Source organism: uncultured Devosia sp., from assembly GCF_913055165.1.
Lineage (GTDB): Bacteria > Pseudomonadota > Alphaproteobacteria > Rhizobiales > Devosiaceae > Devosia.
Genome location: NZ_CAJXJS010000021.1, coordinates 1 through 12468, shown reverse-complemented (window position 1 = coordinate 12468; position 12468 = coordinate 1). Strand labels below are relative to the sequence as shown.

The window sequence follows — 12468 nt, the reverse complement described above, 5'->3', positions numbered from 1 at the left end:
ATTGACCAAATCATATGATTGAGATATTGCCGAGTCAATAACCTTGGCGTGGCCGAAACGGCGTGTCCCAAGCAGGACCCGCGCCGCGGAACACGATTGGGCGGGAGGAAAATGCGCAATGAATGGGGAAATCTGGACCTGGGATTCGGTGGCGACGGCCACGGCGATCCGCGCCGGGGTCATTTCCAGCCGGGAGGCGACGCAGTCGGTGATCGACCGGATGCACGCGGTCAATCCTGTGCTCAATGCCATTGCCGAAACTTTGGAATCCGAGGCCTTGGCCGCTGCCGATGCAGCTGACGCGGCAAGCGTTCGTGGCGAGGCGACAGGGCCTCTGCATGGGGTGCCCGTCACGGTCAAGGTCAATGTCGACCTGGCCGGGCATGCCACCACCCATGGGGTCGTGGCCTTCAAGGATGCGGTCGCCAAGGAGGACAGCGCCTCGGTGGCCAATCTGCGGCATGCCGGCGCGGTTATCGTCGGGCGCACCAATATTCCGACCTTCTGCTACCGCTGGTTCAGCAGCAACGCGCTCTATGGCGAAACACGCAATCCTTGGGGGCCATCGCTGTCACCCGGCGGGTCGAGCGGCGGGGCCGCGGCCGCTTCGGCGACGGGCATCGGCAGCATAGCGCATGGCAACGACGTGGCCGGTTCGCTCCGCCTGCCGGCCAGTGCCTGCGGTATCTATGGCATGCGGCCGACCATGGGGCGCTTGCCCAGCTACAATCCCGCCCAGGCGGCCGAGAAGTCCCTGTGTCTGCAGATCGCGGCCACCGAGGGTGTACTGGCGCGTTCGGTGCGCGATATTGAGGTCGGTCTCAGAGCCCTTGAGCGCCCCGATCATCGCGACCCTGGCTTCGTGCCGGCACCGGCGGCCAGCCCCGGGCTGGACCTGCCCTGCAGGGTGGCACTTTACACCGGCGAGGCTGAATTCGGCACCGACCCCGAAATTGTCACCGCGCTGCGACAGGCCGCGCGCTGGCTGGAGGAAGCCGGCTACGTTGTCGAGGAGGCGGCTCCGCCCCGCATGGCCGAGATGGCCGAACTCTGGATGGCACTCCTTTATGCTGAATGCAGCGGCGAGACCCGCGAGTTCATGCTCTCGGTGGGCGACGATGCCTTCCGCAAGGCGTTTCATGACACGGCCGGCAACCTGCCCGTGTTCGACGCAGCGGCCGAGCACCAGGCCTGGGAGCGGCGAATGACCATTCAGCGTGAATGGCAGATGTTCTTCGCCACCTATCCCATTGTGCTGCTGCCCACCTCGTTCCAGCCGACGTTCCCCTTGCAGCACGACCAGGAAGGTCCTGAGACGATGGCAACCATCATGCGGGCATTCAGCGTTTTGTCGTCCACGGCGGGTCTGGCCCTGCCATCCATCTCGGTCCCTGCAGGAATGGCCCGGAACGTGCCGGCCGGGGTGCAAATCACCGCTGCCCGGTTTATGGATGAGCGATGCCTGGCGGCCGCCAGGGTCATGGAAGGGAAGGTCGGCCCGATCAGGCCAATCGATCCCGTCTGGCACTGACCGCGCCATGGGAGAGTATCAGTTGGCGGAACAAACATTGCCTCGCAAAAGCCGGCCGCGTCCGAACAGCGAGGGGCGCCGGGAGCAGATCGTCAATGCCGCGCTCAAGGTGATGATCTCGGACGGGGTCTACAACGCCACGACCCGCAAGATCGCTGAGGCCGCCGGCGTCAATGTCGCCACGCTGCACTACCATTTCCACGACAAGGAAGAGATCATCCTCAGCGTCATGGGCGTGCTGGCCTCGAACTATCGCGGCCGGCTCGATGAGCGCTTCGGGGCGCCCCAGCCACTGCATGAGCGCATCGAAGATCTGCTGGCCTTTATCTGGGGCGAGATCGAGAGTGCTCCCGGTGAACAGCTGGTGCTTCAGGAAATGACGCTCTACGTGCTGCGGGTGCCTCAGGCAGCGCATCTGGCGGCCGAAAAGGAGCGCGAGATCAAGCAGCTCTACGCGGAGTGCTTGGCGCGCTGCAGCGACGTATCGGCGGAGGATGCCCCCCGTATCGCCGAGCTATCCAACTTCATCTATGCGTGTTTCGTCGGTATCCTCAACCAGTGGCTGGCCACGCGCGATACCGCCCAACTGCTCAAGACCACGAGCCAGCTCGTTGATGCGGCGCGCGCCATTTGGCGGGCCAGCTGATCAGCCACGCTCCCGACTGCCATTCCTTTCATCTGGCCAAGATTGGCCAATCGAGCATGAAGAGGACGTCTCCTTAGTCCTGGCTGATGACATGGCCGAGGCCGCGCCTCTCTGAAAGTAGCGCGGTCGTTGTGCTCATCTCCTTCTGCAGCCAGTGGATGAAGGCGTCGACGATCGGCTTTCTGGCCCGGTGGTCGGGCTCGAGCAGATAGTAGCCCCGACCAGATGGCACGCGGGCGGAATGAACCTCGACGAGAGATCCGTCGGCAAGCTGGTCGGCGATCATGGCTTCTTCGGCGATGACAATGCCCATTCCCTTCTCGGCGGCACCGTAGGAAAGGGCGGAGTTGAACAGGATTGTTCCGCGATCGAGCGGGAAATTGGGCACGCCAGCGCCGGCACACCACAAGGGCCAATCGTCCAGCCGTCGCATGGTGTGGATAATGGTTTCGGTACTGCCCGCCAGGAACCGTCCCAGGTCGGTCCGGCGCGCAACCGCCGGGGACGCCACCGCGATCAGGTCGATGTCGAACAGCTTGGTGGTCAGAAAGCCGGGCCATTGATGCTGGCCGGTCGTGATGGACACATCGCCCACGCCATCGAATTGTCCGCCCATTGTTTCAACCGCCGTGACGGTCAGGCTTGCCGATGGCCAGTCGCGCTGGAATGACGACAGTCGGGGCAGGAGCCAGTAGGCCGCGAATGTGGGGGTTGCTTTGACCACAAGGGCGTCAGGGCGAGCCAGCGCCCGCACCGTTTCAAAGGCACTTTCCATCTCCCGCAGCGCTTCGACGGTAAGGCTGCGATAGAGGCGACCCAGCTCTGTCAATTTCACATGCCTGGCTTCGCGGCGGAACAATTCCCCGCCAACGCGGTCCTCGAGCAGGCGGATTTGCTGGCTGATCGCCGCCTGCGTCAGGTTAAGCTCTTGTGCGGCTTTGGAAAAACTTTCGAGCCTTGCGCTGGCCTCGAACGATCTTAGGCTCGCAAGGGAGGGCAGGGGCTGGGGCATTCATTAGTCCGGCTTATGAAGGAGTGTAGTTAGTTTTGCTTGAACCGGACCAAATTGCCAATACGCTAATCACTGTTAAATATCGCCTAAGAAATAGGCAAATTGGCGTTGACAAGGAGACTGGCAATGTATGGTTGGGAAAACTTCCTCAGCGAGCGGGACAAGCTGCACGATCAGCAATGGGGCAAGAAGGAGCTTTCGGGGTTCGGCACCAAGCCAGCGCTGGTGCTGATCGACATGTATTACAGCGTGGTCGGTCTCACGCGCGAACCGATCTTTGAATCGATGAAGACCTGGCCGGGCAGCATGGGTCTTGAGGGCTGGGCGGCCGTGGACAAGACCGCCGAACTATTGGCTGTCGCCCGCGAGACCGGCGTTCCGGTCGTGCACGTCAAGGGGCTGAACAATGGCATGAAGCCATGGGTGCACCGCAAGCCGCGCGCCTCCACCATGAGCGCTGAGATGAAGCGCAAGGGCGAGCAGATCTGCGACGAGGTCGCCCCCATTGCCGGCGAAGTGGTGATCGAAAAGACCGCGCCGAGCGGCTTCCAGGGGACGCCGCTGGCCTTCCACCTGATTTCGATGGGCATCGATACGGTCATTCTGTGTGGTGAATCCACCAGCGGCTGCCTGCGCGCCAGTGCCGTCGATGCGGCCACGCACCGTTTCAAGGTCGGCGTGCCGATGGACTGCGCCTATGACCGCACCGAGGCATCACACTGGATGAACCTCTACGACATGCATCAGAAATATGCCGATGTCGTCGATGCGGAATTCGCCAAGGCCTATTTCCGCAAGCTGGCAGCAGGGTCCGAACCCGCGCTGACCCGCATGGCCAGCTGACTGAACCTTTCGTCCCCGCCGCTTCCTCGACGGGGGCGGCGTCGCCGCCCCACCCACCTCTTCGAGGAACGACAATGATTGGCAACATCCGCAAACTGCTTGCCGCGACCCTGACCTTGCTGGCATCCACGATGCTGGTTCTCACTATTTCGTCGCCGGCCCTGGCCCAGGGCAAGACTCTCACAGTCCGCTTCTATGACGACCCCGCGGGCTTCGATCCCGCCAACATCTTCCGCATCGAAAACGAGAACATCGCGTTCAACATCTTCAGTGGGCTGACCACTTATGATGGCGAAACCGGCGAGATCGTCCCCGATCTGGCCGTGTCCTGGGAAACGACGGACAACAAGACCTGGACCTTCAAGCTGCGTGAGGGGGTCACCTTCCACAAGGACTATGGCGACTTCACCGCCGCCGACGTCATCTACAGCTTCAATCGCATCAAGGATCCCGCGACCGCCTCGCCATACGCTTCGGAGCTTGCTGGCATTGTCAGCATGGAAGCGCCCGATCCCTATACGCTGATCATCGAGTTGGATGCGCCGAACGGGAACTTCCTGCACACGGTCGCCAATTACCACCAGGGCCAGATCGTCAGTCAGAAGGCCATCGAGGAAGCCGGTGACCAAGTGCGGTGGCAGCCCATCGGCACGGGCCCCTATTACCTCGAATCCATCGATGTCAGCTCGCAGATCGTGCTCAAGCGTCACGAGGATTACTATAAGGGCCCGGCGCCCATCGAGACGATCGTCTTCAACATCATCAAGGACGAAGCGACCGCCACCATCGCCCTGCGCAATGGAGAGGTGGACCTGGTGATGCGGTCCAACAAAGAAGAAAACCTCGAGGTGCTGGAGGCCGAGGGCTTCACCATGAATTCGGTGAAAGACTATGCCGTGGTCATCGGCGTGCTCAACCCCGAGTTTGAGCCATTCGCCAATCCGCTGGTCCGCAAGGCCATGGCCCATGCAGTCGACTATGCATCGATCACCCAGGCCATCTCACCCAGCCTGACCCAGCCACATCACTCCATGCTATTGCCCTGGATGGACGTCTATACCGACGACGTTCCCAAATACGAATACGACCCTGAAAAGGCCAAGGCCCTGCTGGTCGAGGCCGGCTATCCCGATGGGTTCACCTTCAAGAACCTGGGCACCTCCGCGCAGGGCGTTACCGAGCTCCAGCAGTTCCAGATCGATTTCCTCAGCCAAGTCGGCATCAACATGGAAATGGAACTGGTTGATACGCCCACCTTCAACCAGCGGCGCAATGCGGGCGAGTTCGACATGGCCTCGCGTCTGCTGCCGGCGGTCAATCCCGACATGATCCTGTTCAGCTACCTGCACCCCGACAACATGGTGCCCAATGGCCTGAACGGCGCCCGCTACGACAATCCCGAAGTCACGAACCTGCTCGAGGCGGCGCGCGCCGAGCCCGACAAGGAAAAGGCCTTCGAGATGTACAAGCAGGTGCAGCAGATCGTGGCCGAGGACGCCGTCTATCTGGCGACCTATTCGAACAACGTCTTCTGGCCAGGCAAGCCAGAGGTGACCGGGGTGCACATCAACTACCTCGCGCAGGTCAACTTCTACGACGTCAACATCGCTGAATAGGAGCGTTCTGCCATGGCCGAATACACCGCAAAGAAACTGGTCCAGATGCTCATCACCGTGCTTGGTGTGATCACCCTGGTGTTCTTTACCCTCCGGCTTATCCCCGGTGATGCGGCTTCGGCCATGGCGGGCGACACCCTGTCCGGCGAGGCGCTTCAGGCTCTGCGTGAGCAGATGGGCCTGGATGAACCGCTGGTCAATCAGTATCTGGGCTTCCTGCGCGATCTGGTGACGGTGGACCTTGGCGAAACCATCACCACCCGCATTCCCATAGCCGAGCTGCTGCTGAGGGCGCTGCCCATCACACTCAGCATCGCGTTGGCAACGATTGTCCTCTCGATTTTGATTTCCATCCCCCTTGGAACGCTCGCGGCCTTCATGGCCCACAAGGGCCGGAACTGGCTCGACAACGGCCTCACCGGCGCGGCCATGATCATCGACCTCATGCCCTCCTTCTGGATGGCGCTGGTTCTGCTGCTGATCTTTTCTCTGGGGTTGGGCTGGTTCCCCGCGTCAGGGCAACTGAACTGGAGCGATCCCTGGGCGCTGGTTCTCCGCCTGGCCCTGCCGGTCATCGTCCTGTCCCTGTCACAAGTGGCGACTCTGGCTCGGATAACCCGCACCGCCGTGCTTGAAGTGCTCAACGAGGACTATGTCCGGACGGCCCGCTCCATGGGGTGGTCGGAGTTGCGGGTCCTGTTCCGTCACGCGCTCAAGAACGCCGCCCTCCCCATCGCCACCGTGGTCGGCCTGAGCTTCGGCAACCTGCTCGGCGGCACCGTGATTGTCGAATTCATCTTCACCATTCCCGGTGTGGGCAACCTGCTCATCTCCGGCATCAACAGCCGCGACTACCAGCTCGTGCAGACGCTGATCGTGTTCTACGCGCTGCTCTTCGTCGTCATCAATTTCGCGACCGACCTCATCTACAAGACCCTCGATCCTCGCGTGCAGTTCTAGGCAAGGACCCCTCCCATGACCGACATCACGCTCACGACGACATCGGCACCCAAGACCGGTCCATTCGCCATCCTTCTGGCCGCCTCGCGCCACCCCCTGCTGTCGCATGCAAAAGTGCGGCTCGCGCTGCTCATCCTGATCCCGATCCTGGTTCTCACCATCCTCGCGCCGGTCCTGCCGATCCAGAAGCCGCTCGAAACCAATCTGCGCGCCATGATGCAGTTCCCCTCGATCGAACATGTGTTCGGTACCGACAAGATGGGAAGGGACATCTTCAGCCGCACCCTGGCCGGCGTGCAGATCTCTCTGCTGGTCGGGTTCAGCGTCGCCTCGATTGCCCTGACCTTCGGCATGGTGCTGGGCACACTTGCCGGCTTCTATGGCGGCTGGCTCGACCGGGCGATCATGACCGTCGTCGATATCTTCCTGGCCTTCCCCTCGCTGCTCCTGGCTATCGGCCTGGTCTCGGTGATGGGCACAGGCATCGTGCCGGTCATCTTCGCTATCTCGCTGGCCGATGTACCCCGCTTCATCCGCCTGCAGCGCTCGCAGGTCCTGAGCCTGCGCTCCCGCGCCTTCATCGATGCGGCCCGCACGGTGGATGCTTCCCAATATTGGCTGATGACCCGTCACATCGTCCCCAACACCATCGCACCCATGCTGGTGGCCGCCAGCATTGCGGCGGCCAATGCCATCCTGGTTGAGGCCAGCCTCAGCTTCCTCGGCCTTGGCATCATGCCGCCCCAACCATCGCTGGGAAACATCGTGCGCGACGGCCAGACCTATCTCGAACAGGCCTGGTGGATTTCGACCCTGCCGGGCGTGGTCATCCTGTTGATCGCCATCGGCCTGCACTTCCTCTCGGACGGTGTCCGCGAGCTGCTCGACCCCCGTTCGCACTGAGGAGGCCAACATGAACTACCAGGCTCCCGTCAAGACCACCCTGCTCGAAGTGCGCGATTTGCGCACCCAGTTTCAGACCGCCTCCGGCACGGTCAAGGCCGTGGATGGCGTGTCCTTCACCATCGAGCGCGGCGAGCGCCTCGCAGTCGTGGGTGAAAGCGGCTCGGGCAAGAGCGCCATGGCCATGTCGATCCTGCGATTGCTGACCCATCCCGGCAGGGTGGTGGGCGGCGAGATATTGCTCGATGGGCGAGACATTTCGCGCCTCAGCGAAGGTCAGCTCAACACTGTGCGGGGGCGCCTGGTCGGAACGGTCTTTCAGGATCCCATGTCCTCGCTCGATCCGGTCATGCGCATCTCCCGGCAAATGATCGAACCGATCATGCGGAATTTGCGCCTCAATCGGGACCAGGCGCGCGCCGAGGCCATCAAGTGGCTGGACAAGGTGGGTATTCCCGAACCGGAACGCCGCATCGAGGCCTATCCCTTCGAAATGAGCGGCGGCATGCGCCAGCGTGTCATGATCGCCATGGCTTTGGCGAGCCGCCCGCAACTGGTGATTGCCGACGAACCGACGACAGCGCTCGATGTCACCATCCAGGCGCAAATCGTCGAAGTGCTCAAGACCCTCACTGCCGAGGCAGGCTCGGCCATGATGTTCATCACCCACGATCTGGGGCTGGTGGCACGCTTCGCCCACAAGGTGGCGGTCATGTATGCCGGCCGCATTGTCGAGTTCGGCCGGGTGGAAGACATCTTTGCCAATCCGGCACACCCCTACACACAGAGCCTGCTCGGCACCATACCGAGCACAACCATGCTCAAGAGCGAACGGCTCCCCCAGATCTCGGGCTTGCCGCCGGACATGCGTCACGAAATCACGGGCTGCGCCTTCAAGGATCGATGCGCGGCCGCCCATGACCGATGCCTTGCCGAAGCGCCGCGCCTGACAGATCGCGGACATGAACACACGGCGGCCTGCTGGACGCCGCATGGTCTGGAGCAGGCCTTGGCGACGGGGCAGCAGCACGCGACGCGGCTCAACAAGCCGTTCGAGCCCGATGGCAGCGTCGTGGTCGAGCTCAACGCTCTCAGGAAGCAGTTCGCCACATCGCGCAAAATGGTTGTACGCGCGGTCAACGGCGTCAACTTGCGGGTCCACAAGGGAGAGACGCTCGGCATCGTGGGCGAAAGCGGGTGCGGCAAGAGCACTGTCGCCCGCATGCTGCTGGGCCTCGAGAGGCCCACATCTGGCGATATCTTCATCGCCGGCCTGGCGCAGATGGTGTTTCAGGATCCAGCGGCTTCGTTCAACCCCAAGATGACCATCGGCGACATCGTCGCCGAGCCGCTTGTGGTCAAATCACGTGGCAGCAAGGCCGAGAGACTCGACACGGTCAAGCGCCTGATCAGCCAGGTTGGCCTCGATCCGGCCTTTGTCGAGCGCTACCCGCACCAGCTGAGCGGCGGCCAGCGTCAGCGAGTGGCCGTGGCCAGGGCGCTCGCGCTCAATCCATCGGTCGTGGTGGCCGACGAACCCACTTCGGCGCTCGATGTGTCGGTGCGCGCCCAGATCATCAACCTGCTGGTCGATCTCAAAGAGGAGCTGGGGATCAGCTTCGTTTTCATTTCCCACGACCTGCTGACCGTCCGCTACATCTCGGACCGCATCGCCGTGATGTATCTGGGCGAGGTGGTGGAATATGGCGCGGCCGAAGAAGTATTCGCCGATCCGCGTCATCCCTATACGCGCGCGCTGATCGACGCGGTCCCGGTCCCCGACCCGGTGGTAGAGAGCCGCCGCGCGGCAACGCCTCTCCAGGGCGAACTGCCCAGCCCCCTCAACCTTCCCAAGGGCTGCGCCTTTGCCTCGCGTTGTCCGATGGCGACTGATCGCTGCCGCGCCGAAAAGCCGGCCTTGCCCGACCATGACCTTTCAAGACAGGTAGCCTGCCACTATGCCCACTAACCTTGCGTCTGATGATGCCGGAGCGCGCTTCGCCCGGTTCGGCGTTGTCGGCGGCGGTGTTTTCTTTACCATCCAGGGTCTCGCCAACCCCTTCTTTGCGCTCTACGCGACCGAACTGGGGGCATCCACCTTCGCGGTGGGGCTGATGGTAACGCTCAAGGCGCTCCTGCCGATCGTCATTGCCATGCCGGCCGGGCAGCTCATCGACTCCATCGGGCCGATGAAGATGCTGAAATACGGCTCCTGGTTCTTGTTGGCCTCGCTGGTCTGCACTGTCTTTGCCACCGGTATCGCGCTGCTTGCCCTCTCCCAGGTGCTGATCGGCGCCTCAGTCATCATCATGGCATCCTCGTTCCAGGTCTTGGTTGCTCATGGGGACCGGGATCGGCGCAACGATGCGATAAAGAAATACTCCATGTGGATGTCGGGCGGGGGCATGCTCGGCCCGGTCATCGGCGGTCTCATCGCCTCGGCCTTTGCCGTCCCAAATGATGGCTATCGCGCTGCCTTCATCGCCTCGCTGGTTGCCTGCATCCTGTTCATGATCGCCCTCTTCTGGCTCAGCACCAAATACCCGCACCCCGACGCCAGCAATGTGCGGGTGCGCGACGCCTTCAGTCCTTCGGGCATCCTTTCCAGCTACAAGCGCGGCATTGGCCTCGCCGGATCGCGCCCCGTGCAGTTCGGCCTGACCGGCACCTTCCTCGTCATGTATATCCAGGCGCTCTATATGAGCTTTCTGCCGCTCTATCTCGCGCAGAATGGCTTTGCCACCTTCCTCATCGCGGTCACGGTTTCGCTCAAGGGCCTCGCCGGCATGCTGTCGCGCTTCGCCCTCAACGGACTGATGAAGCGCTATTCCCTCGAGTGGATATTGCTGGCGGCCGGCACGATTGCCGCTTTCGGCGTCGTTCTGACGCCCCTGGCCGTGACCAGTCCCGTCACCATGCTGCTGCTGGCCGCCGTGATCGGTGGTGCGGTCGGCGTCAACCTGCCGGTCAGCATCATGATCATGGTGGATGCAGTAGGCGAAAGCGAACGCGGCAAGCTGATGGGCCTGCGCCTTTTGGCAAATCGCTTCTCGCAGGTGCTGAGCCCGGCCATGTTCGGCGTTCTGGGTCAGCTTTTCGGTCTGACGGCGGCCTTCTACAGCGGGGGCGCGGTGCTGGTCGCGACCGTACTCGGTTTCTCCGCCGTCACGGTCAGCCGGGGCCCGCTCAAGGCACCAGCCAAGCCGGCCGAGCCAGCGGAGTAGGGCATGAACGCGCTCTTCGGCGACCTACCGGTTTCCCCCGCCACATGGCGAGAGACACTCAAGGCCATGCCCTATCTACCGGTCGCGTTGGTGGCTGTAGCCGGGCACATGATGCTGTTCGGCATGCTGACACCGGTGATGGCCATCTATGCGCAGAGCTTTGCCGTGCCCGATTGGCAGATCGGGCTGATGATCACGGTCTTCGCCGCCGGCCGGCTGGTGGCGGACCTACCCGCCGGGCACTTCGCCTCGCGTGTGGGGATCCGGCCCCTGCTCGGCATTGGCCTCTTGCTCTGCTCCCTCGGTGCCGTCATGGGCGCAGTTGCGCCGGACTACACGGTCCTCCTGGCCGGACGTATCATGCAGGGCGTGGGGTCAGGCCTCTTCATGACCGCCGCCATGATCTACCTGGCGCAGAACAGTAATCGGCGTATGCGCGGCAAGGTCATGTCGATGTTTCAGGGGGCGACCCTGGTCGGTGGGGCCTTCGGACCCAGTGTCGGTGGCCTGGCGGCCAATCTGTTCGGCCTTTCCGGGCCATTTTGGGTCGCCGCGATCATCGGATTGCTGTCGGGTCTGCTGCCGCTCCTGCTGTTCAAGGATGGAAAGTCGCATCTCGAAGAACCTCACCATGCAGGCTCTCGCAGCATGCTGGGTCTGTTGCTGATCCTGCCCTTCCTCTGCGTCCTTCTGGCCAATTTCGGCTTCTTCCTGACCCGGACAGCCGGGCAGTGGCAATTGATCCCCCTCCTGGCGGATCAGCGTTACGCCATCGGGCCTGACCAACTCGGTCTGGCCATGTCGCTGTCGGCCGTGGCCAACCTGATGTCCCTGCCGGTGGCGGCCTATATCGTGGACCGGCTGCCGCGCGCTGCCATCATCTGCTTCTCGCTACTGGCCACCGCCGCTGCCCTGACCGGCATCGCCTTGGCCGACACGCCCGCCATGCTCTTCGCCGGCATGATTGCCATTGGCCTTGCCTCGGGCATTGGCGGACCGGCGATTGGCGCCCTCGCCGTGGATGTTGTTCCGGCCCGGCAGCAGGGCGCCGCCATGGGCCTGCTGCGGTTCGGCGGTGACTTTGGCTACCTGGTCGGCCCGCTCGCTATCGGCATCATCGTCGATGTCGGCCACATCGGCTACGACGGCGGCCTTTTCATAAACGCCCTGCTTCTCATCGCTTTCGGTGCCGTCTTCCTGCTCGGCGGCCGGCACCTGCTGACGACCAGACCACACGAGCATCCATCTTCACACCAACCTGGGAGACCTATGACCATGACCGAGCGTATTTGGGACAAGTATCTGAGCGAGGAAGACAAGGCGGTCTTTGCCTCCTCCGGATTCGGTTCGCTGGCGGACTGGGGCAAGCGGCCGGCGCTGCTCATCATCGACGTCAACTACGCCTTCTGCGACGAGAAGCCGACGCCGATCCTCGAGAGCATCAAGAAATGGCGCACTTCCTGCGGCGAATATGCCTGGGAAGCCATGCCGGTGCTGCAAAAGCTCATCGAGACCTGCCGCGGCAAGGGCATCCCGATCATCTACACGACGGGTACGCAGCGTCCCGACAAATGGGATGCGGGGTCCTGGGCCTGGAAAAGCTCGCGCCGCAAGGAAGAGGCTTTTGCGGCCGCGCCGCTGCTGACCAGCGACGGACAGGACGGCAATGAGATCGTCGCCGATATCGCACCCGGCCCGCGCGACATCGTCATCCGCAAGCAGAAGCCCTCCGG

The 12468-nt window shown here is 62.7% G+C and carries 10 protein-coding genes; 9 read left to right on the top strand and 1 reads right to left on the bottom strand.

Annotation, left to right across the window (positions count from 1 at the left end):
* Positions 1 to 118 precede the first annotated feature (118 nt).
* Both QZ564_RS08890 and QZ564_RS08885 read left to right on the top strand, forming a co-directional pair.
* On the top strand, positions 119 to 1531 hold the full coding sequence (locus QZ564_RS08890; RefSeq protein WP_297108064.1) for an amidase: 1413 nt from the start codon (positions 119 to 121) through the stop codon (positions 1529 to 1531).
* 37 nt (positions 1532 to 1568) lie between these two features.
* The gene (locus tag QZ564_RS08885) at positions 1569 to 2177 is read left to right on the top strand and encodes a TetR/AcrR family transcriptional regulator (protein ID WP_297108060.1); all 609 of its coding nucleotides are present in this window, start codon (positions 1569 to 1571) and stop codon (positions 2175 to 2177) included.
* A gap of 73 nt (positions 2178 to 2250) precedes the next feature.
* On the opposite strand, the gene QZ564_RS08880 is transcribed toward QZ564_RS08885, so the two are convergent.
* Positions 2251 to 3189, bottom strand: a complete 939-nt coding sequence (locus QZ564_RS08880; protein WP_297108058.1) for a LysR substrate-binding domain-containing protein — start codon at positions 3187 to 3189, stop codon at positions 2251 to 2253.
* Positions 3190 to 3315: 126 nt separating this feature from the next.
* On the opposite strand from QZ564_RS08880, the gene QZ564_RS08875 reads away from it, so the two are divergent.
* From QZ564_RS08875 to QZ564_RS08845, 7 genes are all read left to right on the top strand, one after another.
* A complete protein-coding gene (locus QZ564_RS08875; RefSeq protein ID WP_297108054.1) occupies positions 3316 to 4032 on the top strand; it encodes an isochorismatase family protein in 717 nt (238 codons plus the stop codon).
* A 74-nt stretch (positions 4033 to 4106) separates the two neighbouring features.
* On the top strand, positions 4107 to 5648 hold the full coding sequence (locus tag QZ564_RS08870) for an ABC transporter substrate-binding protein (protein WP_297108052.1): 1542 nt from the start codon (positions 4107 to 4109) through the stop codon (positions 5646 to 5648).
* Between the two features lie 12 nt (positions 5649 to 5660).
* Positions 5661 to 6608: an ABC transporter permease gene (locus QZ564_RS08865; RefSeq protein WP_297108049.1), complete on the top strand. Its 948-nt coding sequence runs from the start codon at positions 5661 to 5663 to the stop codon at positions 6606 to 6608.
* Positions 6609 to 6623: 15 nt separating this feature from the next.
* Positions 6624 to 7511: an ABC transporter permease gene (locus QZ564_RS08860; RefSeq protein ID WP_297108046.1), complete on the top strand. Its 888-nt coding sequence runs from the start codon at positions 6624 to 6626 to the stop codon at positions 7509 to 7511.
* Between the two features lie 10 nt (positions 7512 to 7521).
* The gene (locus QZ564_RS08855; RefSeq protein ID WP_297108044.1) at positions 7522 to 9480 is read left to right on the top strand and encodes an ABC transporter ATP-binding protein; all 1959 of its coding nucleotides are present in this window, start codon (positions 7522 to 7524) and stop codon (positions 9478 to 9480) included.
* Positions 9470 to 10735, top strand: coding sequence for an MFS transporter (locus tag QZ564_RS08850; protein ID WP_297108041.1), 1266 nt, complete (start codon positions 9470 to 9472; stop codon positions 10733 to 10735). Before QZ564_RS08855 ends, QZ564_RS08850 begins: the two co-directional genes overlap by 11 nt.
* Before the next feature lie 3 nt (positions 10736 to 10738).
* The coding region (locus tag QZ564_RS08845) for an MFS transporter (protein ID WP_297108039.1) at positions 10739 to 12468 on the top strand (1730 nt) is incomplete at its 3' end.

Coding starts and splice junctions, on each gene's coding strand:
- QZ564_RS08890 (WP_297108064.1), top strand. CDS start 119: ATGAATGGGGAAATCTGGACCTGGGATTCGGTGGCGACGGCCACGGCG.
- QZ564_RS08875 (WP_297108054.1), top strand. CDS start 3,316: ATGTATGGTTGGGAAAACTTCCTCAGCGAGCGGGACAAGCTGCACGAT.
- QZ564_RS08865 (WP_297108049.1), top strand. CDS start 5,661: ATGGCCGAATACACCGCAAAGAAACTGGTCCAGATGCTCATCACCGTG.
- QZ564_RS08850 (WP_297108041.1), top strand. CDS start 9,470: ATGCCCACTAACCTTGCGTCTGATGATGCCGGAGCGCGCTTCGCCCGG.
- QZ564_RS08860 (WP_297108046.1), top strand. CDS start 6,624: ATGACCGACATCACGCTCACGACGACATCGGCACCCAAGACCGGTCCA.
- QZ564_RS08855 (WP_297108044.1), top strand. CDS start 7,522: ATGAACTACCAGGCTCCCGTCAAGACCACCCTGCTCGAAGTGCGCGAT.
- QZ564_RS08870 (WP_297108052.1), top strand. CDS start 4,107: ATGATTGGCAACATCCGCAAACTGCTTGCCGCGACCCTGACCTTGCTG.
- QZ564_RS08880 (WP_297108058.1), bottom strand. CDS start 3,189: ATGCCCCAGCCCCTGCCCTCCCTTGCGAGCCTAAGATCGTTCGAGGCC.